Origin of the sequence: Vibrio tubiashii (genome assembly GCF_028551255.1) — a bacterium.
GTDB classification, from domain to species: domain Bacteria; phylum Pseudomonadota; class Gammaproteobacteria; order Enterobacterales; family Vibrionaceae; genus Vibrio; species Vibrio tubiashii_B.
The window spans coordinates 1,913,924-1,939,533 of record NZ_CP117029.1; the positions used below are offsets into that span (position 1 = coordinate 1,913,924).

The 25,610-nt window shown below is 45.2% G+C and carries 23 protein-coding genes and 1 other annotated feature; of the genes, 16 read left to right on the forward strand and 7 right to left on the reverse strand.

What is annotated here, in order from left to right:
- The first annotated feature begins 77 nt into the window (after positions 1 to 77).
- The 3 genes from LYZ37_RS08730 (at position 78) to LYZ37_RS08740 (ending at position 2,980) form a co-directional block, all read left to right on the forward strand.
- The gene (locus tag LYZ37_RS08730) at positions 78 to 1,766 is read left to right on the forward strand and encodes an NAD-dependent malic enzyme (RefSeq protein ID WP_171321390.1); all 1,689 of its coding nucleotides are present in this window, start codon (positions 78 to 80) and stop codon (positions 1,764 to 1,766) included.
- Positions 1,767 to 1,904: 138 nt separating this feature from the next.
- Positions 1,905 to 2,225, forward strand: a complete 321-nt coding sequence (locus LYZ37_RS08735) for a DUF3392 domain-containing protein (RefSeq protein ID WP_272787155.1) — start codon at positions 1,905 to 1,907, stop codon at positions 2,223 to 2,225.
- Positions 2,198 to 2,980 (forward strand): SanA/YdcF family protein, encoded by a 783-nt coding sequence (locus LYZ37_RS08740; protein ID WP_272785201.1) that lies wholly within the window; start codon positions 2,198 to 2,200, stop codon positions 2,978 to 2,980. Before LYZ37_RS08735 ends, LYZ37_RS08740 begins: the two co-directional genes overlap by 28 nt.
- On the opposite strand, the gene LYZ37_RS08745 is transcribed toward LYZ37_RS08740, so the two are convergent.
- Positions 2,961 to 4,241, reverse strand: a complete 1,281-nt coding sequence (locus tag LYZ37_RS08745; RefSeq protein ID WP_272787156.1) for a GGDEF domain-containing protein — start codon at positions 4,239 to 4,241, stop codon at positions 2,961 to 2,963. The two genes, LYZ37_RS08740 and LYZ37_RS08745, sit on opposite strands and share 20 nt — an antisense overlap.
- A 307-nt stretch (positions 4,242 to 4,548) precedes the next feature.
- On the opposite strand from LYZ37_RS08745, the gene LYZ37_RS08750 reads away from it, so the two are divergent.
- Positions 4,549 to 5,373: a DUF2797 domain-containing protein gene (locus LYZ37_RS08750; protein ID WP_272785202.1), complete on the forward strand. Its 825-nt coding sequence runs from the start codon at positions 4,549 to 4,551 to the stop codon at positions 5,371 to 5,373.
- 44 nt (positions 5,374 to 5,417) lie between these two features.
- Here LYZ37_RS08750 and LYZ37_RS08755 read toward each other — a convergent pair whose 3' ends face one another.
- Together LYZ37_RS08755 and LYZ37_RS08760 are read right to left on the reverse strand one after the other, a co-directional pair.
- The gene (locus LYZ37_RS08755; protein WP_272785203.1) at positions 5,418 to 6,653 is read right to left on the reverse strand and encodes a cysteine desulfurase-like protein; all 1,236 of its coding nucleotides are present in this window, start codon (positions 6,651 to 6,653) and stop codon (positions 5,418 to 5,420) included.
- Positions 6,637 to 7,293, reverse strand: coding sequence for a 2OG-Fe dioxygenase family protein (locus LYZ37_RS08760; protein WP_174329880.1), 657 nt, complete (start codon positions 7,291 to 7,293; stop codon positions 6,637 to 6,639). Before LYZ37_RS08760 ends, LYZ37_RS08755 begins: the two co-directional genes overlap by 17 nt.
- A gap of 402 nt (positions 7,294 to 7,695) precedes the next feature.
- Here LYZ37_RS08760 and trxB point away from each other — a divergent pair, with 402 nt between their 5' ends.
- The 4 genes from trxB (at position 7,696) to LYZ37_RS08780 (ending at position 12,563) form a co-directional block, all read left to right on the forward strand.
- A complete protein-coding gene (gene trxB / locus LYZ37_RS08765; protein WP_004749027.1) occupies positions 7,696 to 8,658 on the forward strand; it encodes a thioredoxin-disulfide reductase in 963 nt (320 codons plus the stop codon).
- 112 nt (positions 8,659 to 8,770) lie between these two features.
- Positions 8,771 to 10,558: a heme ABC transporter permease/ATP-binding protein CydD gene (gene cydD / locus LYZ37_RS08770; protein ID WP_272785204.1), complete on the forward strand. Its 1,788-nt coding sequence runs from the start codon at positions 8,771 to 8,773 to the stop codon at positions 10,556 to 10,558.
- Positions 10,551 to 12,272, forward strand: coding sequence for a heme ABC transporter ATP-binding protein/permease CydC (gene cydC, locus LYZ37_RS08775; protein WP_272785205.1), 1,722 nt, complete (start codon positions 10,551 to 10,553; stop codon positions 12,270 to 12,272). The genes cydD and cydC overlap by 8 nt, the downstream gene beginning before the upstream one ends.
- 90 nt (positions 12,273 to 12,362) lie before the next feature.
- On the forward strand, positions 12,363 to 12,563 hold the full coding sequence (locus LYZ37_RS08780; protein ID WP_272785206.1) for a DUF1289 domain-containing protein: 201 nt from the start codon (positions 12,363 to 12,365) through the stop codon (positions 12,561 to 12,563).
- Positions 12,564 to 12,623: 60 nt separating this feature from the next.
- Here LYZ37_RS08780 and rluB read toward each other — a convergent pair whose 3' ends face one another.
- The 3 genes from rluB to rnm form a co-directional block, all read right to left on the reverse strand.
- Positions 12,624 to 13,562, reverse strand: coding sequence for a 23S rRNA pseudouridine(2605) synthase RluB (rluB, locus tag LYZ37_RS08785; protein WP_004749286.1), 939 nt, complete (start codon positions 13,560 to 13,562; stop codon positions 12,624 to 12,626).
- Positions 13,563 to 13,668: 106 nt separating this feature from the next.
- On the reverse strand, positions 13,669 to 14,289 hold the full coding sequence (locus tag LYZ37_RS08790; RefSeq protein WP_004743552.1) for an L-threonylcarbamoyladenylate synthase: 621 nt from the start codon (positions 14,287 to 14,289) through the stop codon (positions 13,669 to 13,671).
- Positions 14,290 to 14,325: 36 nt separating this feature from the next.
- Complete coding sequence (gene rnm / locus LYZ37_RS08795) at positions 14,326 to 15,192, reverse strand: RNase RNM (protein ID WP_272785207.1); 867 nt, start codon at positions 15,190 to 15,192, stop codon at positions 14,326 to 14,328.
- An 82-nt stretch (positions 15,193 to 15,274) separates the two neighbouring features.
- On the opposite strand from rnm, the gene LYZ37_RS08800 reads away from it, so the two are divergent.
- The 8 genes from LYZ37_RS08800 to LYZ37_RS08835 all read left to right on the forward strand — a co-directional run bounded on the left by LYZ37_RS08800 (position 15,275) and on the right by LYZ37_RS08835 (position 23,844).
- Positions 15,275 to 15,400, forward strand: a complete 126-nt coding sequence (locus LYZ37_RS08800) for a hypothetical protein (protein WP_004743554.1) — start codon at positions 15,275 to 15,277, stop codon at positions 15,398 to 15,400.
- Positions 15,347 to 15,450, forward strand: a sequence feature (Trp leader region). (Overlaps the previous gene by 54 nt.)
- Before the next feature lie 128 nt (positions 15,451 to 15,578).
- Entirely contained in the window at positions 15,579 to 17,141 is a 1,563-nt protein-coding gene (locus LYZ37_RS08805) for an anthranilate synthase component 1 (RefSeq protein ID WP_272785208.1), read from the forward strand.
- A 7-nt stretch (positions 17,142 to 17,148) separates the two neighbouring features.
- Entirely contained in the window at positions 17,149 to 17,739 is a 591-nt protein-coding gene (locus tag LYZ37_RS08810; protein ID WP_272785209.1) for an aminodeoxychorismate/anthranilate synthase component II, read from the forward strand.
- Between the two features lie 11 nt (positions 17,740 to 17,750).
- On the forward strand, positions 17,751 to 18,749 hold the full coding sequence (gene trpD / locus LYZ37_RS08815; RefSeq protein WP_272785210.1) for an anthranilate phosphoribosyltransferase: 999 nt from the start codon (positions 17,751 to 17,753) through the stop codon (positions 18,747 to 18,749).
- A 25-nt stretch (positions 18,750 to 18,774) separates the two neighbouring features.
- Complete coding sequence (gene trpCF, locus LYZ37_RS08820; protein WP_272785211.1) at positions 18,775 to 20,202, forward strand: bifunctional indole-3-glycerol-phosphate synthase TrpC/phosphoribosylanthranilate isomerase TrpF; 1,428 nt, start codon at positions 18,775 to 18,777, stop codon at positions 20,200 to 20,202.
- Between the two features lie 50 nt (positions 20,203 to 20,252).
- On the forward strand, positions 20,253 to 21,443 hold the full coding sequence (gene trpB / locus LYZ37_RS08825) for a tryptophan synthase subunit beta (RefSeq protein WP_272785212.1): 1,191 nt from the start codon (positions 20,253 to 20,255) through the stop codon (positions 21,441 to 21,443).
- A complete protein-coding gene (gene trpA / locus LYZ37_RS08830) occupies positions 21,443 to 22,249 on the forward strand; it encodes a tryptophan synthase subunit alpha (protein WP_272785213.1) in 807 nt (268 codons plus the stop codon). The genes trpB and trpA overlap by 1 nt, the downstream gene beginning before the upstream one ends.
- A gap of 293 nt (positions 22,250 to 22,542) precedes the next feature.
- The gene (locus tag LYZ37_RS08835; RefSeq protein ID WP_420794615.1) at positions 22,543 to 23,844 is read left to right on the forward strand and encodes a dicarboxylate/amino acid:cation symporter; all 1,302 of its coding nucleotides are present in this window, start codon (positions 22,543 to 22,545) and stop codon (positions 23,842 to 23,844) included.
- Between the two features lie 64 nt (positions 23,845 to 23,908).
- Here the strand turns inward: LYZ37_RS08835 and LYZ37_RS08840 are convergent, their stop codons facing one another.
- Positions 23,909 to 25,552 (reverse strand): methyl-accepting chemotaxis protein, encoded by a 1,644-nt coding sequence (locus LYZ37_RS08840; RefSeq protein ID WP_272785215.1) that lies wholly within the window; start codon positions 25,550 to 25,552, stop codon positions 23,909 to 23,911.
- Positions 25,553 to 25,610 lie beyond the last annotated feature (58 nt).

The window sequence follows — 25,610 nt, forward strand, 5'->3', positions numbered from 1 at the left end:
ACGACAACGAATCCCTATCATTTTTATGTTCCTGTTCCCAAAGGTCTGTTGACCCTAACACCCTACTAAGGCATGTGATGAATAACGATAAACGCCCTCTATATATCCAATATGCAGGCCCTGCGCTTCTCAGTACTCCTCTTCTTAACAAAGGCAGTGCTTTCTCAGCTGAGGAAAGAAGCTCATTCAACCTTGAAGGTCTGCTACCAGAAAACACTGAAACTATTCAGGAACAAGTGGAACGCGCTTACCAACAATATCGTAACTTCGAAAGCGATATGGATAAGCACATCTACCTACGCAACATCCAAGACACAAATGAAACACTTTTCTACCGCCTTGTTCAGAACCACATCTCTGAGATGATGCCAATCATCTATACGCCGACCGTTGGTGCAGCATGTGAAAACTTCTCGAACATCTACCGACGTGGCCGTGGCCTTTTTGTTTCTTACGCTAACCGCGATCGCATTGATGACATTTTGAATAATGCTTCAAGTCACAACGTCAAGGTTATCGTAGTGACAGACGGTGAACGTATTCTTGGTTTAGGCGACCAAGGTATCGGTGGCATGGGTATTCCAATCGGTAAACTAGCGCTTTACACCGCTTGTGGTGGTATTAGCCCAGCTTACACGCTACCAATCGTACTTGATGTGGGTACGAATAACCCGCAACGTCTTGCTGACCCAATGTACATGGGCTGGCGCCACCCTCGTATTACTGGCGCAGAGTACGATGCATTCTTAGAAGAATTCATGCAGGCTGTTCAACGCCGTTGGCCTGATGCACTGATTCAGTTTGAGGACTTCGCACAGAAAAACGCAATGCCGCTACTAGAGCGTTACAAAGATCGTTTCTGCTGTTTCAATGATGACATTCAAGGCACAGCTGCTGTCACTGTTGGCTCACTACTTGCGGCTTGTCAGGCTGCAGGAAGTAAGCTTTCTGAACAGCGTGTCACCTTCTTAGGTGCGGGCTCTGCGGGTTGTGGTATTGCAGAAGCCATCATTGCTCAAATGGTTTCAGAAGGCATTAGCGATGCGCAAGCTCGTTCGCAAGTCTTCATGGTTGACCGTTGGGGTCTATTGCAAGAAGGCATGCCTAACCTACTCGACTTCCAACAACGTTTGGTGCAGAAGCATTCAAACACAGCAGATTGGGAAGCAGAAGGTAATGGCTACTCACTTCTTGATGTCATGCGCAATGCTAAACCAACGGTTCTTGTTGGCGTATCTGGTGCACCGGGTCTGTTTAGCGAAGACGTGATTAAAGAGATGCACAAACACTGCGCTCGTCCAATCGTATTCCCGCTATCTAACCCAACAAGCCGTGTGGAAGCGACACCTAACGACATTATTCGTTGGACTAACGGTGAAGCACTGGTTGCGACAGGTAGTCCATTCGATCCTGTGGTACATGACGGTAAGACCTACCCTATCGCGCAATGTAACAACAGTTACATCTTCCCTGGTATCGGTTTAGGTGTATTGGCGGTTCAAGCTAAACGCGTGACTGACGAGATGCTTATGGAATCAAGCCGTGCACTGGCAACCTGTTCTCCACTAGCGATTAATGGTCAAGGTGCACTATTGCCGCCACTAGAAGCGATTCATTCTGTTTCTAAGAAAATTGCTTTTGCGGTTGCCAAAAAAGCCATTGAGCAAGGTGTCGCCCTAGAGATCACAGACGAAGCACTAGAAGAAGCGATTGACGCTTCATTCTGGCAACCTGTTTATCGCCGTTACAAGCGCACCGCTTTCTAAACGCACTGTTTGTTCAAAACCCAGCGCACGCTGGGTTTTTTATTCCTGCCATAAAGATCTCATGACAACATGCTGCTGTGCATAATACATCAACTTCATGATATCGTTACTCAATCAATGACAATCACATTTGTTTTCATGGAATACCTAAACCTTTTGGGTGGATATCTTCGCCCCTATCTGACAGAAATTTCGACAGCTTTAATCGCATGCATATTGGTCATGGCAGGTGGAGAAATCAACGCATTACTGAGGAGATTATTAAGAAACACCAACTTTGCCCTCAGAACTGTTGCATTTATCTTGATAAACGCATTTGGTTACGGCTTAATCATTGTCAAAGCAACACCTTACCTATCTCGGACACTGCGCGGCCTAGAGGCTGGCATTATGTTTTCCATCGTATTGTTTTGCTTTATTTTTATAGGTCTATGGGCGCAGCGGAATCGACAAATTTAGTGCGAAGATTATTTCACCACGAAACCAGACAACAAACTTGGCTTAAGCTGGCGCTAAGAGCGTTAGCGTGGCTACCTGTCGCGTTAGCTGTCCTTGCAGTTTCTTTGTTCGCAATCGATCGATGGGTCTCTTACCAAGCCAAAGACCAGCTCTTTACCAACTCCGAACAGATTGAGTCTTTCGATGTTGCCGTCGTTCTCGGTACCAGTAAATATCTGGGTAAAATCCTAAATGAGTACTACACCAATCGTATCGATGCTGCGATTGAACTGTATCAGCAAGGCAAGGTAGATAACTTCCTTCTAAGTGGTGATAACGCACATCGCTCTTACAATGAACCTTGGACGATGAAGCGTGATTTGCTTAAAGCAGAAATACCCGAAGAGAGTATATTTTTGGATTACGCAGGATTTCGCACGCTAGATTCTGTTGTTAGAGCGAAAGAGATTTTTGATACCAATAACTTTCTGATCATTTCCCAGAAATTCCATTGTGAGAGAGCAATATTTATCGCCAACTCCCACAATATCGATGCGAAATGTTTTGCGGTTGCAGGGCCTTCGAAGCACTCTGGATTTCAAGTCAGAATGAGAGAAGTGTTTGCTCGGGCGAAAGCGGTTCTGGATATCTACATTACCGACGCAAAGCCAAAGTTTCTCGGTCCTAAGGAACCTATCTTGATCGAACAACTTCCTGAGCCTGAGATAGAGCCAGAGTTAGCGGAACAGAGTTTGATTAGTCAGCCTGAGAGCTAACCACGACCTGATTTCTACCTTGACGTTTCGCCATATACAAAGCTTCGTCGGCGCGAGTAATCATCGCGTTGGTTCGCTCTCCAGTTCGAGAGGCAACACCTATACTGGTCGTTAACGGATCACCGTGTACCCAAATATGGGACTCAACTCGATGGCGGATTCGCTCCGCAAGATCTGACGCCTCATCCAAACTTAATCCCGGACAAAACACGACAAACTCTTCACCGCCCCAGCGCACTAGACGCTCACTCGGGCTAAGCATGCTTAATATCACCATGGTGAACTCGCGCAGAATATCGTCCCCCATCGCGTGTCCATATTTGTCGTTGACGTCCTTAAAGTGGTCAATATCTAGGTAAAGCGCCGCTAATGCCTTCTCGCATCCTAGTTTTCCTTCAAAATGCTTCTCTAGCCACTCCCGAATGGAGTGACGATTCATAGCTCCTGTCAGTGCATCGCGATTTGCCAATTCAGCGAAATGGATGTTTTGCTCTTTTAGATCACTATTTAATTTACGTAAATGGTCTTGTCTAAATTGAGACTGCAATATCAATTGGTGGCTACGTTTAATTTCGACAATGCTATAAACTAAAGCGAGAGAAACCCAAAAAACCAATAGTGAGAGCATCAAGGTTTCGCCTTCAATATAGTTACCTACAAACTCGATGCTTTTGATGGTCATCTTAAACTCGCCATTAAAGTGACCCGACCCAGTTGCCAGTTCCAATTTGGTCACATTGGAAAACTCAGGACCAGAGTGTGCAATGGGGATATTATTATCAGCCAGCCACCATGTCAGTACCTGTAAGTTCGCGATAGGTATGTCTACCACACCTTCTCCAACACCTGGGGAGTATGCCAGTCCATTGTATTTTTGCGTGTATTCGTTTTCAGCTGAGGAATAAGCGGGATTAAAATTTCGAAGATAGAAGCGTAGCGTTGGATCAGCATTGCTATCAAACTGCTCAAAATCTATGTTCAATCTGACTGTATGGTAGTTTTCGAGGTTGATACCCTGCTGCATGGTTTCGCCAAGTTGTATAGAGACACCACAATATGGCCAAGGGTAAGCATCCGATTTGTCTAACTGACAATTTAGCACCACTTCAGACTCAGATGACTCCAAACTGGCAGTACTGACTCCCCCTAACGCTTGGTCATCAGTAGGTAAAAAAACAAACTGGCTCGGGAAGATTTTAAAGACATGACCACCTCCATGCATCCAATATAACTGCACAACCAATATGGTCACAACGACCATGAAAAAGGTGACCTTATGAACAATTTTCAATACTAGAATCCAACCATTGATGCGCTGCTAAACAGCAAACAGAACCCAATCCCAATTAATAGTACGATGTTGGTTCCATTTTATCGCGCTTTAGTTATGTTCTAGCAGATAAATATTAGATCTGACTCATAAACTTGATGCTTATTGACTTAAATATAACCAAACTATTCTCTTACACTTTCATTATCGCCGACTGCTCAAGACTTGCTTGTTATTAGTGCTACAATAACGATCTAAAAACAAGAGGATTAACCCTCACTAAAATAAGAGCACTGTCATGTCTTTATTAGCTAAAGGTACGCTAAGTAAAATGCGCGCCTCTCTCGAAAATACCGTTCATTATCGACTTCCAGTCGGTGATGAGTTAGTTGACCTCTCACCTTTCATTGGTAAGAGCATTACACTCACTCATACTGGTAATATCTTCTGTAGTTCTTGTGGCAAAAAAACCAAGAAAAGCTATTCACAGGGACACTGCTTTGTCTGTATGAAAAAGCTCGCCAGTTGCGATATGTGCATCATGAAACCTGAAACGTGTCACTACGATCAGGGCACGTGTCGCGAGCCGCAATGGGGTGAGGAAAACTGTATGGTTGACCACTTCGTCTATTTATCAAACACTTCAAGTTTGAAAGTGGGCATCACTCGCCACACTCAGATCCCAACTCGTTGGATCGATCAAGGCGCAACTCAAGGCTTGCCAATTTTCAAGGTCAAGACTCGTCATATTTCAGGTCTTATCGAGGTGGAACTGGCAAAACACATCGCGGATAAAACTAACTGGCGTACCCTGCTAAAAGGTGATGGAGAGCCAATGGCTCTAGAAGAAAGGTTTGCTGAACTCTTGCCTTTGGTTGAAGACAAAATTGCTGAAATTAAACAGCAGTACGGTGAGGATGCGATTGAGATCCTAAGTGAGAATATCACTACAATCAGTTATCCAGTGGAGCAACATCCGACCAAAATTACTTCTCATAACTTTGACAAAAACCCGGAAGTAACGGGGATTCTGCAAGGAATTAAAGGTCAGTATATGATCTTTGATACCGGAGTAATCAATATTCGTAAGTTCACTTCTTATGAAGTGGAAGTCAGCGCCTAATGGTGAACAAGAAAGACCTCCGCTCGGGAGGTCTTTCTATGAGGTTATTGTTCGAGAATAATCTTCAGCTCATCGAACAGAATATCCACTTCTTCTAATGTGTTGTAATGCATAAAGCCAATTCGCACTACACCACCACTCGCTTCTAAATCAAGCTGGCGAACCAAGCCAAGCGCGTAGAAATGTCCATTCCAAACACAGATATTTCTTTCTCCGAGCTTCCTAGCAATAAACTCAGGTGAATGATTATCAAACGTTAAGGCGAAGGTTGGCGTTCTTAGCTCGCTATCAGCTTCCAACTTACCAAACAATTTCACCCCTTCGAGTTCAGACAATCGGCTAAGAAAACGCTCGCTTATCGCTGATTCATGTTGGTTAAACCGCTTAAATGAGTCGACTAATCTTTCCCTTAGCGAAGCGTTGCTTTTCCCCCACTGCGACAGGTATTTCACTGCAGCGATTACGCCTGCTAAACCTTCAAAGCTTTGTGTACCCGTTTCAAAGCGGCCCGGACCTTCATTTGTCGCAGGTTCAACTTTGTAAGGCTTCAACGTTTGTAACCATTTCGGCGCTATATAAGCAATACCGACGTGTGGGCCAAAGAATTTATACGCAGAGCAAGCTAAGAAATCACAGCCAAGCTTTTGCACGTCAACTAAGTGATGCGGCGCATAGTGAACAGCGTCTACATAAACCTTTGCACCCACTTTATGAGCGGCTTCAACAACGCGTTGAACATCAACAATTGAACCTGTTGTGTTCGACGCATAGGTCAAAGCAACAAGCGCAGTCTTCTCATTGATCAGCGAAAGTAAATGGTCGATATCAAGACCACAGTCGCTTTCGTCAACACGAGCTTGGTGAACAACCGCACCTTTGTCTTCTGCGGCTTGTTGCCAGCTTGAGACATTCGAATAATGGTCAAGAGCCGTAACAATCACTTCATCGCCAGCTTGCCAATCTCGGCTGATTGCACGGCTTAACTGAAAGGTTAGCGACGTCATATTTGCGCCAAACACTATGTTGCTGCTTGATTCAGCATTGACCAAGGCTTGAGCATGCTCACGTGCTTGCTTCATTAAATCGGTCGTTTGCTGACTCGAAAAGTAATGACCACCTAAGTTAGAGTTGAAGAACCCCAAATAAGCCTGCATCGCTTCAAGTACAGACTTTGGTACTTGAGAGCCGCCCGGGCCATCTAAAAAGATAACTGGCAGATCATTATGTGTTTGACCAAGAGCGCTGAACTGCGCTCTTGCTAAATTAGGAGTGAAGCTCATTCACACTGTCCTTTGCGGTTAACACAAATACATCCATATGCCCCGCTTCACCCTCAATAACCGAGCGAATTGGTGTCGCATTATGCCAAAGTTTGTCGTCAGCTAGCATGGCGACTTCGCCACTATGCAAGGCTTTACGGAAGAATGGAGCTTCGTTGAAGCTGCTGTAAACCATGATGTCGCCGCCCTCAATATTGTGACGCCCCATGCCTACTACTGCGAGATGTTCAAATCCATCTTGGTGAACACCTTCTGGCGCAACCTGAGTCTCGTCATAAACAGCCGAGATACGAATTTGGTGAATCTCGATCTCATGACCATCAGTAAGATGATTAGATTGCGCAAATAGCTGACACATTTCACGCATACCGTCACTATTCATGATCGGCTTTTCGATCGGTTCAAACTGGCGAACCACATTACCCTGAAAGCGATTGATATCGTCACTTTGAACGAATTCACTCTTATTCAAATCGACCACGTTGCCATCTTGCAAAGTCACTACGGAGTAGCGTCTTAACCGATACTGGCCATCAGCATGCTCGGTATGAGGCAGTTGAGTAAACGAAGGGGCTAGTTGTGAAATCGCAGCATCACTTAACTTGGTCAGTTGTAGGGTAGTTTCGCGCTGATGTAACATCATCATCTCCTTAATGAATGTACATACCTATAATATGATTAACATCTTATTCACATTTATTATTTGCGCATTTGTATTGTCAGATCAACTTTTTTTAGCATTTCAATCCATCATTATATATATTTTAGAATATTAACCCGCAAATGACAAAAATAGCAGTAATTAAGTCCAGATTTCAAAAGCCACAAGTTCAAAAACTAGATGACTTCACTAGAGCCAAATAATTTTCTCATCAACATCAATGAGTTATAAATGCAGACCGCACATCAGCAGATAACGTTTGCGTTCTAATCTATAACCAATAATTACATTCTTCTCCCTTGCTAACCCTTTAAATGGCCCCATATATTCCATACAATCGAACCAAATAAATGAAGAAGCGTCACCGCTAATGGAGCACAAATGAGCGACGTAAAACATAGCAATCTTTTAATCCTTGGATCTGGTCCTGCTGGCTACACTGCCGCAGTTTATGCTGCCCGCGCAAACTTAAACCCTGTTCTGGTGACAGGTATGCAACAAGGTGGTCAGTTAACGACAACCACTGAAGTGGAAAACTGGCCTGGCGATCCTGAAGGTTTGACCGGTCCTGGTCTAATGGATCGAATGAAAGAGCATGCTGAACGCTTTGAAACAGAAATTCTTTTTGATCACATCAATGAAGTTGATTTCAGCCAGCGTCCTTTCCGTCTCAAAGGTGATAGCGGAGAATACACCTGTGATGCGCTTATTATTTCAACCGGTGCTTCTGCTAAGTACTTAGGTCTAGAGTCTGAAGAAGCATTTAAAGGTCGCGGTGTTTCAGCTTGTGCAACTTGTGATGGTTTCTTCTACCGCAACCAAAAAGTTGCCGTTGTTGGTGGTGGTAATACCGCAGTTGAAGAAGCACTTTACCTTTCGAACATTGCTTCTGAAGTTCACTTAATTCACCGCCGTGACAGCTTCCGCGCTGAAAAAATCTTAGTAAAACGCCTGATGGATAAAGTGGAGAATGGCAACATTGTTCTTCATACCGATCGTACTTTGGAAGAAGTCGTCGGTGACGACATGGGTGTGACGGGCGTACGAATCAAAGATACTCAGTCAGACAATATCGAACAAATTGATGTAATGGGCGCCTTTATTGCGATTGGTCACCAGCCAAACACCTCAATCTTTGAAGGTCAGCTAGAGATGAAAGATGGTTACATCATCGTTCAATCTGGCTTAGAAGGTAATGCAACGCAAACAAGCGTACCGGGTGTTTTTGCAGCGGGTGATGTGATGGACCATAACTACCGTCAAGCGATTACTTCTGCAGGTAGTGGTTGTATGGCAGCTCTTGACGCTGAACGTTACCTCGACGCTCTTGCTGATAGTAAATAATATTTTTCATTTTTAGCTCAAAACCTTAAAGCCCTGCGGTATTCCCGCGGGGCTTTCTTTTGTATAATGCCCAGTTCTAAAACTTTATAATAATTCTCATTAAGCCTTCACGATGGATAAAAAGAAACAACGCAGCTTGAATCAATGGCTCAAGCAGCAAAGTAAGCTCGCCAAGCGCTGGCTTATGATTGCTGTCGGTCTAGGTGTTCTTTCAAGCATATTCCTTTTAGTTCAGGCCGCTCTGCTTGCAACGATCTTGCACCAACTCATTATCGAACATGTCGATAAATATGAATTAGTCCCTTACTTCTTTGGTTTAGTTGCCGTTATTGGTGCTCGTGCTCTTTGTTCATGGGGTCGCGAAATCGCTGGTTATCGTTGTGGTGAACAGATTCGAGTTTATATTCGCCAACTTATTCTCGATAAACTGCGTGAACTTGGTCCTGCATACATCAAGGGAAAACCCGCAGGTGCTTGGGCAACCTTGTTGCTAGAACAAGTAGAAGATATGCATGACTTCTTTGCTCGTTACTTACCGCAAATGTCGCTTTCTGTCTTAGTACCTTTTGTCATCTTGATCGTTGTTTTCCCGGTCAACTGGGCAGCCGGTTTGATCTTCTTGATTACCGCGCCATTAGTTCCAATGTTTATGGCATTAGTGGGAATGAAAGCCGCTGACGCTAACCGTAAGAACTTTAAAGCGTTACAGCGTTTATCCGGTCACTTCTATGACCGCCTACAGTCAATGGCAACCATCAGATTGTTTGATAGAACCGCGGCAGAGACTGAAGTGATGCGCGGTGCATCGGAAGTGTTTAGAGTGCGCACTATGGATGTACTCAAAATAGCGTTTCTCTCCTCTGCGGTACTTGAGTTCTTTACTTCTATCTCGATTGCATTAACAGCGGTTTACTTTGGCTTCGCTTTCATCGGAGAGCTCAACTTTGGTGATTACGGTGCGGGTGTCACGCTGTTTGCAGGACTATTTATTCTGGTCTTAGCCCCTGAGTTTTATCAGCCGCTGCGCGACTTAGGCACTTTCTACCACGCGAAACAGCAAGCGGTAGGCGCTGCTGAAAGCATTGTTGAGTTTATTGAAACAGACGTCGAAACCGTTCGCTCAGGTTCAACCAAGCTGGGTGACACAGACTCCATATCCATCACAGCAAAAGATCTCGAAGTTTACTCTCCAGAAGGGCAGAAACTATTGGGGCCTGTAAGCTTTGAGCTTTCTTCTGCGCAAACCACGGCCTTAGTTGGGCCAAGCGGCGCAGGTAAAACGACCCTGATAAACGCAATCTTGGGTTTCTTACCTTATAAAGGGTCGCTGACGATTAACAACATTGAACGTACTGAGCTCGATCTTGAAAGTTGGCGTGAGAAAATCAGTTGGGTTGGTCAAAACCCACTGCTACTGCACGGCTCAATACGTGACAACATTACGCTGGGTAAAACCAACGTCAGTGACCAAGTCATCAATCAAGCTTTAGAAGAGTCGTTCTCAGCAGAGTTCGTTAATCAACATGGTCTTGATTACGCTGTTTCCGACCGCTCTGGTGGTTTATCAGTAGGTCAAGCTCAGCGTCTTGCTTTAGCACGAGCTATGGTGCAAAACGGCCACTTCTGGTTGCTTGATGAACCAACGGCAAGCTTGGATGCACGAAGTGAGCGTCTTGTGATGCAAGGTTTAGAAAACCAAATCACAGGTAAAACCGCCTTGATGGTTACCCACCAGCTAACGCCACTTAAAAATGTCGAGCAAATCCTCGTTATGAAAGATGGTCAAATTGTTCAGTCAGGGCAGTTTGATCACCTCGCTAACTGTGAAGGACTGTTCCAAGAAATGCTCTCTGCCAACCAAGCACTTAACCAAACCAATAAGGGGAACTTAGATGCGTGAATTACTTCCCTACCTAAAACTGTATAAGAAGCACTGGTTTGGTCTTTCACTCGGTATGCTATTGGCGTTTCTAACCTTAGCTGCTTCTATTGGTCTTTTGACCTTATCAGGTTGGTTCTTATCAGCAGCAGCGGTTGCAGGTCTCACCATCGCAAGAGAAACCTTTAACTACATGCTGCCAGGCGCGTTTGTGCGTGGATTTGCTATGGGCCGAACTGCCGGACGTTGGGGTGAGCGTGTGGTTAGCCATAACGCCACTTTCAAGCTGCTTACTGATCTACGAATCTTTTTCTTTTCTAAGCTAGCACCGCTGATTCCCGGTCGCGTATCTAACCTTCGTGACGCCGATTTACTCAACCGCCTCGTAGCTGATATCGATGCCATGGACCATGTCTACCTAAGGCTGGTCAGCCCAATGGTTGTCGGTACGTTAGGTATCTTGGGCCTTACTGCTCTTATTAGCTGGTTTGATGCAGAGCTAGGCTTAACATTGGGCGCTATTCTGTTCGCAATACTGCTGACATGGCCTGTATTGTTTTACAAACTGGGTAAGCGCAACGGTGGCGAGCTCACTCAAAACAAAGCCGATTTACGTATCGCTACTCTAGATTGGTTACAGGGCTACAGTGAACTCACACTATTTGGTGCAGAAGAACGCTACCGCAATGCAATCCTAGATACACAGCAAAAGCTACTAAAGAATCAGTTCTTTAATGCTCACTTTTCTGGATTGGCACAAGCCTTACTGCTATTGGCTAACGGCTGGACGATTGTGCTCATGCTATGGCTGGCAGCGGACGGAGTCGGTGGTAACACGCCAGATCCTATGATCGCTCTGGTTGCGTTTGCTACAATGGCGAGTGTTGAGCTGTTAATGCCAATTGCTGGTGCATTCCAACACCTAGGCCAGACACTGACTTCAGCGCGCAGGCTTAACGATATTACTCAATCTGAGCCAGATGTCTGTTTCCCAGAGAAAGAGACAGAACATGAGCAGCAGTTCTCAATCGAGTATAAAGGGGTCTCTTTCCACTACCCTGATGCAAACAACGATGTCATTAAAAACATCGAGTTAGCGATTCCAGCTCAACATAGAATTGCAATTGTCGGTCAAACTGGCTCTGGCAAATCGACCCTTCTACAGTTGCTCAACCGCTATTGGGATGTTCAACAAGGCTGCATCGAAATTGCGGGTAAGCCAATCCAAGAATGGAGTGAAAGCCAACTGCGTCAAGCCATTAGCGTTGTGAGCCAACGTGTCGATATTCTTAATGGTTCACTGCGTGACAACCTAGTCATGGCGAAACCGCAAACAGAGGACGATGAGCTTGCTCAAGTGCTGTCTAAAGTTGGGCTGGCTAAACTTCTCGATGAAACAGGCTTAGACACATGGCTTGGCGACGGTGGTCGACAGCTGTCTGGTGGTGAAAAGCGCCGTATTGGTATCGCACGCGCCCTACTACACAATGCGCCAATTCTGTTACTTGATGAACCTACTGAAGGTTTAGATAAGCAGACAGAGCAGCAAATCATGCAATTGTTCGAGCAGCATTTTGTCGGTAAGACCGTGGTGTTTATTACCCACCGTTTGGTTGACTTAGACAAGATGGATTCGATTTGTTTAATCGAGCAAGGTGAGATAGTTGAACATGGCACTCACCAACAATTGATAGAGCAGCAAGGTCGTTACTTCACGCTCAATCAAACGCTTTAATAGGTAAAAATCTTACATAGCCCCGGCCTACAAATACCGTAAGCCGGGGCTTTTTGTATACTTATACAAAAGGTGTTTTTGGTATGGCTTATGGCAGCGCAACCTTCAAATCGCTCTATTCCTAACCCCTGCATTCGTCATTGCTGTTTAGATCAGGATGATATTTGCTTGGGTTGCTATCGTTCGTTGGATGAAATATTAAGATGGTCACAATCAACCAATGAGCAAAAACAGAACATTCTTGATGTGTGTGCTCAGCGCAAATCTGAGCGAAAAGGTCGCTGGAGTTAACAGCAGTTCAAAACGAAAAAAGCAGCCAACTGGCTGCTTTTTAAATCACGTTGCTTTTGTTTAACGCTGCTTATTGCGTGCGTTCGGCTGGCCTGCGCCTTTTTTCGGCTTACGGCGTGATGGGTTATTGCTACGACCACCACCACTGTTTACGCGCTCTTCGTGACGTTTAACTGCACGGCGAATCTTCTGGCTGCGTGAACGTTCGCGTTTGCGAGATGAGTTTGCTTTGTTTTCATCAAGCAATGTCTCTTTCTCTGGGCGAAGCTCAACCAACTCACGTAGATAGTTAACCTCTTTAAGATCAAGTTCCATCCATCCACCGCGAGGCAGTTTCTTGTCTAGGTAAATGTCACCGTAACGTACACGTTTTAAGCGGCTAACTGTGGTGTCTTGAGATTCCCACAAACGACGAACCTCACGGTTACGACCTTCGTTAATCGCTACGTAGAAAGTGTGGTTCATACCATCACCACCCGCGTAGACAACGTCTTCGAAACGAGCCATGCCGTCTTCAAGTTCAACGCCACGAACTAGGTTCTTCACCTTCTGTTCAGTCACTTCACCAAATACACGTACTAGGTATTCACGCTCTACTTGGCGACTTGGGTGCATTAAGCGGTTAGCTAATTCACCGTCAGTGGTAAATAGCAGTAGGCCCGAAGTGTTCGCATCCAGACGGCCAACTGAAATCCAACGAGAACCGCGGATTTTTGGCAGACGATCAAAAACAGTACGACGACCTTCTGGATCATGACGAGTACACAGTTCACCTTCAGGCTTGTAGTACGCTAATACGCGACAAATCACTTCTTCCTGCGCTTTAGCAGAAACAGTGTGTCCGTCGATACGTACAACTGCATTTTCGTCTTCTAGTCGTTCGCCAAGTTTAGCAACGATACCGTTCACGCTCACACGACCTGCTTTAATCAAAGCTTCTAGTTCGCGTCGAGAGCCATGACCAGCCCGAGCCAATACTTTCTGTAGTTTTTCGTTCATTTATCTACCTATGTGTCGTCTTCTCAGACGTCGAATAAACAAGTGCGACCCAAAATCGCGGTCGCACATTATCGCAAAAAGTGTGGTGAAAATCACGCACTTTTGACTATTCGAATGGAGCAGGATCACCTGAACCAACACGGGCAATGATTGGTTCATCATTACTGAAATCAACCACAGTTGTTGGTTGCTCGCCTAGATAACCACCATTAAGAATGCAATCCACCGCATGCTCTAGTTTGTCGCGAATGTCCTCTGGATCAGATTCGGTCATATCGTTACCTGGTAAGATAAGCGATGTTGACATCAACGGCTCGCCAAGCGCTTCGAGTAAGTCGAGGGCAATTTGGTTATCTGGCACGCGAATACCAATCGTCTTACGCTTGGCGTTCATTAAGCGACGCGGCACTTCCTTAGTCCCTTTAAAAATAAAGGTGTATGGCCCAGGCGTATTGTTTTTCAGCAGACGAAATGCCGTGTTATCTACACGAGCATAAAGAGAGAGCTCAGATAAATCGCGGCACAACAAAGTAAAGTTGTGCTTATCATCTAAACGACGAATCTGACAGATACGCTCCAGTGCCTGTTTATTTTCAAGCTGACAACCCAATGCGTAGCCCGAATCTGTAGGGTAAATCACTACCCCACCATTACGAATGATTGCTACAGCTTGATTGATCAAGCGAGCCTGAGGGTTTTCTGGGTGTACGTAAAAAAACTGGCTCATTGTAATTCCTCATTATCGAGTCTCACGACTCTATAGTTAATTGGTATTGATTGGTTCTGACTTTGAAGGCTCAATACCCCAATCTTTCCATACAGGTTCTACGCCCGACGGAAGCCATAAATTTCGTCCTAACTCCATCCAAGGTGAAGGATAATGAAAGTCGCTGCCTTGAGAGGCTAATAGATTGTATTGTATAGCATAATCCGCCAAGTTGCGCCTTTCTTGTTGCCCTTGTTGAGGTTGAGCAACTTCCATCGCATCTCCTCCAGCTTCAACAAAAGCACTGATAAGCCGTTTTATCCATTTGGCGGTTAGATCATAGCGCCCTGGGTGAGCCAGTACAGCCTGCCCACCAGCGGCATGAATTGCTTCAATCGCTTCTTTCATTGTGCACCAGTTTGGCGGCACATAACCCGGATTATTTCGCGTTAGGTATTTCTTAAACACTTGCTGCATCGTTTTGGCATAGCCGTTATCGACCAACCATTTAGCGAAATGCGCTCGCGTAATTGGCGCGTCACCAGCAATTGCTTTGACATCTTCGAGCACGCCTTCTTGCGTTGCTTTCTCAAGGCGATGAGCGATCAATTCAGCACGTGCCACGCGATGATTTTTCTGTTTTACGATCAGTCCGTTGAGAGCTTGAGACTCTGGGTCGATATTCAAACCTACAATGTGAATATCTTTATTCTGCCAAACGGTAGAAATTTCAATTCCGTTGATGATCTTCAAAGGCAGATTATTGTCTTGGACATATTGATGCGCGGTCGCTAGTGCATCGACGGTATCGTGATCGGTTATCGCTAACACATCAAGCTGAAAGCCAAGGGCTCTATCTATTAATTCATGTGGAGGCAGTCTTCCATCTGAGGCGGTCGTATGACTGTGTAAATCAATTCTCATAATTTTGTTTTTTTAGTTGACTTTTTACCTCTGCACTAGTTAACTAGTACACAAATACGAAGTACCTGATTTAAGGCTCACTATGTTACAAGACATTAACCAAAACCATAAAGCAAAAGTTGCTGCTGGCACTATGAATAATAGTTCAGCTGATCTTGCTTGGTGGCGCACTTGGACAAGTTCTTGGTGGGCTAACGTGTACTTCTAATTCATAGAATTCAAGTTTCAAAAGCCCGCTACCAAAGCGGGCTTTTTTGTTTTGTAATCTGTCTCACATCTAAGTGCTTAAACAATCGTCAAATTTAACCAAATCCTGATTGGGTGACCGTTTGCTTTATGCGACTATGTACGGCAGGAAGTAAAAATTTTAGAGAAAAGGAGGTCTTGTGAACAAGGCCATTGAAATCAAGAAGCTAGGTAACATCGAGTTAATTCGAAGTACGGCCCCATATGCCCAAGATCCTACGCAGCTGTTCCACACGCTATGTGAGAACAAAACCGACAGCCTGCTATTGGAATCTGCTGAAATCGACTCAAAGCAGGACCTACAAAGCCTTCTTATTGTTGACTCAGCGGTGCGCATCGTTTGTTACGGACATACAGTGATAATGACCGCGTTAACCGACAATGGTAAAAACCTGCTTTCTCATCTTACGCACAACATCAATCCAAGTATTGAACATACGTTCAACGGCAGCGAACTGGTACTGGAATACAGTGAACCGTGCAACACTTTAGATGAAGACTCTCGCCTACGTGAAGCCTCTTCCTTTGATGCGCTGCGCTTGATTCAGCACAGCTTCAATATTGCAGAACTGCACAAGCACGCGATCTTTATCGGTGGCTTGTTTGCCTATGACTTAGTGGCTAACTTTGAGCCTTTGGGTGATGCAGCGCAATCAAACCAATGTCCTGACTACGTTTTCTATGTTGCGGAAACCTTATTGGTTGTCGACCATCAAAAGCAGTCCTGTGAGCTTCAAGCTGCCCTGTTCGCAACCGACGCTTGCAAACCTGAATTAACTGCTCGTATCGAAGAGATCAGTGCTGCTTGCGCCAATTTAAAAACGCTACCAAAAGCAATACCAGTTGCTGATACCCACGCGCAGCCAAGCATTTCTGATACTGACTTCTGTCAGATTGTGCGCGACCTAAAAGAGTTTGTGGTTAAAGGCGATGTTTTCCAAGTCGTGCCATCACGTCGCTTTACCTTGCCTTGCCCTTCTCCACTAGCGGCTTATAAAGAGCTAAAAAAGAGCAACCCAAGCCCTTACATGTTCTACATGCAAGATGAGCTTTTCACTCTGTTCGGCGCTTCACCGGAAAGTGCCCTTAAGTACGAAACTCAATCAAACCAAGTTGAAATCTACCCAATTGCCGGTACGCGCCGCCGTGGTAAAAGACCAAATGGCGAGATCGACTTTGACCTAGATAGCCGTATTGAACTAGAGCTGCGCACTGATAAAAAAGAGAATGCTGAGCACATGATGCTGGTCGATTTAGCACGCAATGATGTGGCTCGTATCTCTCAAGCAGGCACTCGCCACGTTGCTGACTTGCTTAAAGTCGACCGTTACAGCCATGTGATGCACCTAGTCTCACGTGTTGTAGGTCAATTGCGTGATGACTTAGATGCCCTACACGCTTATCAAGCTTGTATGAACATGGGCACGCTAACTGGTGCGCCGAAAATCCGCGCAATGCAATTGATTCGAGATGTCGAGGGAGCCCGCCGCGGCAGCTATGGCGGCGCAGTGGGCTATCTTACTGGAGAAGGAACATTAGATACGTGTATCGTGATTCGCTCTGCTTACGTAGAAAATGGCATCGCGCAAGTTCAAGCCGGCGCTGGGGTTGTTTTTGATTCAGATCCACAAGCTGAAGCTGACGAAACCCGCGGTAAAGCTCAAGCAGTAATCTCTGCTATTCAATCAGCACATAAGGAGTAGCATCGAGATGGCAAATATCGTTTTTATCGACAACTTTGATTCGTTCACCTACAACCTGGTGGATCAATTCCGCTCATTAGGTCACGACGTGACTATCTACCGTAACAACATCGCGGCAGAGGTCATTGAATCGACAGTCGCTAACTTAGATAACCCAGTGGTGCTCCTTTCTCCAGGTCCAGGGGCTCCGTCAGAAGCGGGCTCAATGCCAGAGATTATCCAGCGTCTTAAAGGCAAAGTACCTATGATTGGTATTTGTTTAGGTCACCAAGCAATCGTCGAAGCCTATGGCGGCACCGTGGCTGGCGCGGGTGAAATCATTCACGGTAAAGTATCGATGATGGAACACCAAAACCACGACACTTATGCTGGGCTACCTTCTCCTCTAGCGATTGCTCGCTATCATTCGTTAGTCGCCACCGAAGTACCATCGACTTTAACCATCACGGCTGAGGTTGATGATTTGGTGATGTCTGTAGTACAAGAGCAAGACAAGGTGTGCGGTTTCCAATTCCACCCAGAATCAATTATGACTACCTACGGTGCAACGCTGCTAGCTAATGCCATTGAGTGGGCTCTAAAGAAGAACGACAAATAAGGAATAAGGTCATGGAACAGATTATCAACAAACTTTACGAGCAAGAGTCACTGAGCGAGCAAGAAAGCCAACAGCTTTTCGACGTTATTATCCGCGGTGAGTTAGACCAAATTCTAATGGCGTCAGCCCTAACTGCGCTAAAAATCAAAGGCGAGACCCCAGACGAGATTGCTGGAGCAGCAAAAGCGTTGTTAGCCAATGCGAACTCATTCCCACGACCAGATTATGACTTTGCTGATATTGTAGGAACAGGCGGAGACGGTCATGATACCATCAATATTTCGACCACATCTGCATTTGTCGCAGCGGCATGTGGTTTAAAAGTTGCGAAACATGGTAACCGAAGCGTTTCAAGTAAGTCTGGTTCTTCAGACCTGCTCGATAAATTTGGTATTAACCTAGCGATGAGTGCTGAAGACACGCGCAATGCGGTCGACAAAATCGGTGTTGCATTCTTGTTTGCGCCGCAATATCACAGCGGTGTACGTCATGCTATGCCTGTGCGTCAAACGATGAAAACACGTACCATCTTCAATATCCTTGGCCCGTTGATTAACCCTGCTCGTCCAAACATCGAGCTTATGGGTGTATACAGTAAAGAGTTGGTTCGCCCTATCGCAGAAACCATGCTTAAGATGGGCATGAAACGCGCAGCGGTTGTCCACGGTAGTGGCTTAGATGAAGTCGCAATTCACGGCGAAACCACGGTTGCTGAAATCAGAGATAACCAAATTCATGAATACACAGTTTCGCCTGCGGACTTTGGCCTAAACCAACACCCACTCGAAGCAATTAAGGGCGGCACGCCGGAAGAGAACAAGGCTATCACGACAAATATCTTGACTGGCAAAGGCACAGAAGCTCAAGCGGGTGCGGTAGCCGTCAATGTGGCACTACTCATGCGTCTATTTGGTCACGAAGACCTTAAAGCAAACGCAGCGCAAGCTCTGGAAGCGATGAACTCTGGCAAGGCTTATGAGCTAGTGCAGAAATTAGCGGCTCACGCTTAATACCTCGAACAATAAGGTTACGAAAATGACTCAGGTAAAAGAAAAATTATCCGAACATGTTTCTGTTAAAGAAGCCGAGATGGCAGAAGTCTTAGCTAAGATTGTTCGCGACAAGTACCAGTGGGTTGCTGAGCGTAAAGAGTCACAGCCACTTGAGACATTCAAGAGTGATCTAACGCCATCAGACCGCAGCTTCTATACAGCGCTAAAACAAGACAACACTGTTTTCATCACCGAATGTAAAAAGGCCTCCCCTTCCAAAGGTCTAATTCGCGATGACTTTGATCTTGATTACATAGCATCAGTTTACAACAACCATGCAAACGCCATTTCGGTGTTAACCGACGAGAAGTACTTTCAAGGCAGCTTCGACTTCCTATCTCAGGTAAGAAAGCAAGCGAAACAGCCAATTCTATGTAAAGACTTTATGGTTGATTCCTATCAGGTTTATTTGGCACGCCACTATAGCGCCGATGCGATTCTACTAATGCTTTCCGTGTTGAATGACGAAGAATATCGAGAACTGGCTGACGTGGCTCATTCACTCAATATGGGCGTACTGACTGAAGTTAGTAATGAGCAAGAGCTTCACCGCGCTGTAGAGCTAGGCGCGAAAGTCATTGGTATCAACAACCGTAACTTACGTGACCTTTCAACCGACCTAAATCGAACCAAAGAATTGGCGCCGACCATTCGTCAGCTTGCACCTGATGCAACCGTCATCTCTGAGTCTGGAATCTACACTCACCAACAAGTGAGAGATCTTGCCGATTTCGCTGACGGCTTCCTCATCGGAAGCTCTTTAATGGCAGAAGAAAACCTTGAACTCGCCGTTCGTAAAGTTACATTGGGTGAAAACAAAGTATGTGGTTTGACTCACCCAGATGATGCCGCGAAAGCTTACCAATCAGGCGCTATTTTTGGTGGTTTAATTTTTGTTGAGCAGTCTAAACGCTTTGTGTCGTTAGAATCCGCACGACTAACAATGAGTGGTGCGCCGCTTAAGTATGTGGGTGTATTCCAAAACCACCAGCATGAGCTAATCATCGCAACTGTCAACGAACTGGGCCTATCTGCCGTTCAACTGCATGGCAAGGAAGATCAAGCGTTTGTCGACACATTAAAGGCATCTTTGCCTTCTGGTGTTGAAATCTGGAAAGCATATGGCGTAAGCGAGAGTGTCCCTGAACTTATCGAGAATAACGTTGACCGTCACTTGCTTGATACTAAAGTCGGCTCTCAAGTCGGTGGTACAGGCTTAGTATTTGATTGGTCATTAATCGGCGACCCTTCGAAGGTGATGTTGGCCGGCGGCATTACACCGTTCAACGCGCAAAAGGCCGCGGCTCAAGGCTGTTTGGGATTAGACCTCAACTCGGGTGTCGAGCACTCCCCTGGTAAGAAAGATAGCGAAAAGCTAGAACAAGCTTTTGCAGCAATCAGAAATTATTAAGAATTTGTATAGCGCGTTGTATACGCGCTCAAAGTGAAAGGAATTTTAACATGGCAAAGCTAGATGCCTACTTCGGCGAATACGGTGGTCAGTACGTACCACAGATTTTGGTCCCTGCCCTTGAGCAGTTGGAACAAGCGTTTATTGATGCTCAAGAAGACCCAGAGTTTCGTAGCGAATTTATGTCACTGCTACAAGAGTATGCAGGTCGCCCAACAGCGCTTACACTGACTCGCAACCTAACTAAAGGCACAAAGACCAAACTTTACCTTAAACGTGAAGACCTGCTTCACGGTGGTGCGCACAAAACCAACCAAGTATTGGGTCAAGCGTTACTGGCTAAACGCATGGGTAAGAATGAAATCATCGCTGAAACCGGTGCAGGCCAACACGGTGTGGCAACAGCGCTCGCTTGTGCTTTGCTCGGTCTTAAGTGTCGAGTCTACATGGGTGCTAAAGACGTTGAACGTCAAAGCCCGAACGTATTCCGTATGAAACTGATGGGCGCTGAAGTCATTCCTGTTCATTCAGGTTCTGCGACGCTCAAAGATGCATGTAACGAAGCACTGCGTGATTGGTCTGCAACATATGAGGATGCGCACTACCTATTAGGTACAGCAGCTGGCCCTCACCCATTCCCGACTATTGTTCGTGACTTCCAACGCATGATCGGTGAAGAGACGAAGAACCAGATCCTTGCTCGCGAAGGTCGTCTTCCTGATGCGGTTATCGCCTGTGTTGGCGGCGGTTCAAATGCCATTGGTATGTTTGCAGATTTTATCGAAGAAGAAAGCGTTCGCTTAATTGGTGTTGAGCCAGCAGGTAAAGGTATTGATACCGACCAACATGGTGCTCCTCTTAAGCATGGTAAAACAGGGATCTTCTTCGGTATGAAAGCACCATTGATGCAAGATCCAAATGGTCAGGTTGAAGAATCTTACTCAGTTTCTGCTGGACTAGACTTCCCTTCTGTTGGTCCGCAGCACGCACACCTTAATGCCATTGGACGTGCAGAGTATGACAATGTCACCGACGACGAAGCTTTAGACGCTTTCCAAGAGCTTGCGCGTAGCGAAGGTGTTATTCCTGCGCTTGAGTCTTCTCATGCACTAGCGCACGCACTGCGCATGGCTCGCGAGAATCCAGAGAAAGAACAGTTATTGGTTGTTAACCTATCCGGTCGTGGTGACAAAGACATCTTCACCGTACACGCCATCCTAGAAGAAAAAGGAGTGATCTAATGAGTCGCTATGCGAAGATGTTTGAGCGCCTAAACGAGAAAAACCAAGGCGCATTTGTACCCTTTGTAACGGTTTGCGATCCAAACGCAGAGCAGTCTTACAAGATCATGGAAACACTCGTTGAATCAGGTGCAGATGCGCTTGAATTAGGTATTCCGTTTTCTGATCCTTTAGCAGACGGCCCAACTATTCAAGGTGCTAATATTCGCGCGCTAGATTCTGGCGCGACACCTGATATCTGTTTCGAGCAAATCGGTAAAATTCGTGCCAAGTACCCAGAGCTGCCAATCGGCTTACTGATGTATGCTAACTTGGTTTACTCTCGCGGTATCGAAAACTTCTACCAGCGCTGCGCTCAAGCCGGGATTGACTCCGTTTTGATCGCAGACGTTCCAACCAACGAAAGCGCTGAGTTCGTCGCGGCGGCAGAAAAACACGGTATTCACCCAATCTTCATCGCACCGCCAACAGCAAGTGACGAAACACTTCAGCAAGTTTCTCAGCTTGGTGGTGGTTATACTTACCTACTGTCTCGTGCAGGTGTAACTGGTGCTGAAACCAAAGCAAATATGCCTGTCGGCGATATGCTAAGCAAACTGAATCAGTTTGATGCACCTCCGGCACTGCTAGGTTTTGGTATTTCTGAGCCAGAACAAGTGAAGCAGGCGCTCGAAGCAGGTGCTGCAGGAGCAATTTCTGGCTCAGCCGTAGTCAAAATCATTGAAAACAATACTGAAAACCCAGCAGAGATGTTAAATCAGCTCGCAAACTTTGTTTCTTCAATGAAGGCTGCAACACAGAGGTAACGTGTTAGCCATCTAAACATCTATGAGATCAGCTTCTTATTAACGTAAGAATCTGATCTTTTTTTTAACATTTCTCCGCTTATTCAAGCCCCTTCGACTTTTCTTCTCTCGGCAAATGACTCTTCAAAATCGATAATCTTGATTTATAGCAAACGTTTTCTTTTGTACAAAAACTTAGCACCAATCAATAAATCGTTTACTAATCATCCGAACCAGCTATAACGCATATTGCTAATTGTAAAATTAAAGTGTACAAAGCAAGACGATATTATTATCCATTGTTAATAAATAAAATGGTGGGTAATTCTTGGATTTTAAAATTTATTAGCACAGAGGTTATGGAAGTGTTAAAAGAAAAGAGTTTGCTAAACAACATTGGTGTTCAAGTTGTCATAGCTATGATCCTAGGTACTGCCGTTGGTGCCTTGATGGGGAACAGCGCAACTATGTTCGCTCCACTGGGCGCGATCTTCATCAATCTAATTAAGATGCTAGTTATCCCGCTAGTTGCCGTTGCACTAATTTCAGGTGCTGCTGGTCTGGGTAACAGCCAATCCGCTGGTAAAGTTGGCTTGGTCACATTGGGCTACTTTGGTTTGACTTCAGCTCTCGCTGTAGCGCTAGCCCTATTTATGGGTGAAGTATTTAAACCTGGTCTTGGCATTGATGTGTCTGGTGTCGAAGGCATGTTCTCGGCTGAGTACGCTTCTAAAGGTGAACTTCCTACTTTCTGGGCAACCATCACTGGTATGATCCCAACCAACGTTTTCCAATCACTGAACGAAGCAAACATCCTACAGATCCTAGTTTTCTGTATGTTCTTTGGCATTGCTATTTCTAAGCAAGCAAAAGAGCGCCGTGAGCCAATCATGAACGGTGTAAACTGTATCGTTGATGCTATGGTTTGGATGATTAACAAGGTAATGATCATCGCACCAATCGGTGTATTCGGTCTTATGGCAGAAGCGGTTGGCACTTTTGGTTTTGCCGCACTTATGGTCGTATTCAAGCTATTCGTTGTATACGTCGCTGCTATCCTTATCTTTGGTTTCGTCGCTTACCCACTGATGGTACATATCTTCACTAAGACTTCAGCGAAGAAGTTCCTGACAGCAATGAAGAAGCCTCAAGCCGTTGCTCTGTCTACAGCCTCTTCAATGGCAACTCTGCCAGTGACTATGGACACGGTTGAGCACGAATTAGGCGTTAAGAACTCGACAGCATCATTCGTTCTGCCATTAGGCGCAACGATTAACATGTCGGGTAATGCGATTTACTATGGCCTAGTGGCAATCTTCTTTGCTCAGCTGTTCAACATCGACCTAGGCATGGGCGCATACATCGCAATCATCGTAACATCAACACTAGGCGCTGTTGGTCAAGCTGGTGTTCCAGGCCCATCTTTCCTTGTTGTTGCCGTACTTCTAGCAGCAGGTATTCCAATTGAAGGTCTACCGCTACTGTTCGCTCTTGACCGTATTTTCGATATGATTCGTACAGCACTGAACATCACTGGCGACGCTGCATGTGCAGTCATTGTTGATGCGCTAATTGAAGAAGAGCAAGAAGCTGAGCTGCAAAAGCAGCAAGCTTAATCGCTGATAGTATTGAAATTGAAGCCACTCGATTGAGTGGCTTTTTTATAACTGATAGATAGTGTTACTCTACATTCCGAGCGGAAAGTGAAAAATCATCGAGTGTCGATGATATCCCCTTCGCCATATCACTCATGTCTACCGCTATTTGGGAACTGTTCATAATCTTCTTATTAGTAGAAGCAAGTAAATTGGTTAAAAACTCTTGTGCTGTTTTAAGTTCATGAATACTTCTAGATTGTGAATCGATCAACGCCGCAATCTCATTTTGCTGCTCTACAGTCAATGTGATAGAAGAAGAGATAGTCTTAATGTTTTCCTCTGTATCACGACTACACTGTTTGCTGTTTTCGACCTCAGTCTGAAGGTGAGCGACAGATTCTACCGATGCTTTGACTCTTTCAGTCAACTCATTAAGCAGGTTGCTAATCTCCCCTGTCGACTCATTTGTTTTACTTGCTAGCATTCGTACTTCATCCGCTACCACAGCGAACCCACGCCCTTGCTCACCTGCCCTTGCAGCCTCAATTGCAGCATTGAGCGCAAGTAAGTTAGTTTGCTCTGCGATGGTCTGGATAACATCTATAATGCTGTAGACACTGTCCGCCACGCTACTCAACTGCTGGATATTTTCAGACACTTTTTGTGACTCAGACGAAGCAAGCTCAACAGCTTTAATATTGGCATTGACCGATTCTAATCCTTGCTCTGCGCTCGATTGACTCTGATTTGCGGACTCAAGGGTTAGATTGACAACCTCTGATACTTTATCGAAAGAAGCAACAAGCTCATCAGAAATTGCTGAAATCTCTTCATATTTTTGCTTCTCTTCGCTGTAGCTGCTGTTGACTTCCTGCGATAACGACTCAACACGGGATGAAAGATTGGTAATGTTTGCAGCGCTCATCTTTAAGCCTTTCACTACAGAAGATAAAGCGTGACGCATTGCTTGGATATTTTTTGCCAAGATCCCTAGCTCACTTGCGTTTATCAATGTATTGATATGTTCTCTATCTTCCAAATCACCTTTACTGGTAGCTCGACTCACACTCACCAATTGCTGAATAGGGTTTGTCACACTTCTACCAATCAATATGGAAAGGAAAATCGAAACCAAAATACCCACACTTGAAATGATCAAGACATCACTTTTAAGTTTTTGGACATTGCCGTCAGCATATCGGTTGTAGCTCAAAACGGCCTGATGCATCGCTCCCAATGTTTTCTGGTTTTCGAGCATAAAAGCGTCAACTTCAGCTTCGGTAGGAGCCGAAGCTGAATTTATTAATGCAAAAGCCATAGATTTTTGTTTATTCCAAAGTTGCTCAACCCCAGCTAGTTTGGTGTGAAAATCAGTTGCTGAACTTTCGATCAATGTGATGGCATTTTGCATTGGTAGGTCAGAGAATGTCTTCCCGCCAGACTTTAGAGCATTCAACGACATTTCATACAGTTTTACTGTGTTGTCATAGTCTAGTGCAGCATGGACCGATTTATGGCCTTCATATATAGATAACATCACCTCACTAGCAAACTTTTTAGTTAACATTCGTTGTCTGCCTGCAACATTAATCACCGTGCCGTCTTGTTTGTTTTTCTCCAAAGTAATGAGAATATCGGCGGCAATAAGGGCAATTGTTACTACCATTACAACTAAAATTGCAACTAAACGTTTAGTTACAGAGAGCTGAGATAATATCCGATTCATCTTTAAGCCTTCTAAATTTCAAACTGACTTTTAAAAGTTAGATGAAGAAATTAAAAAT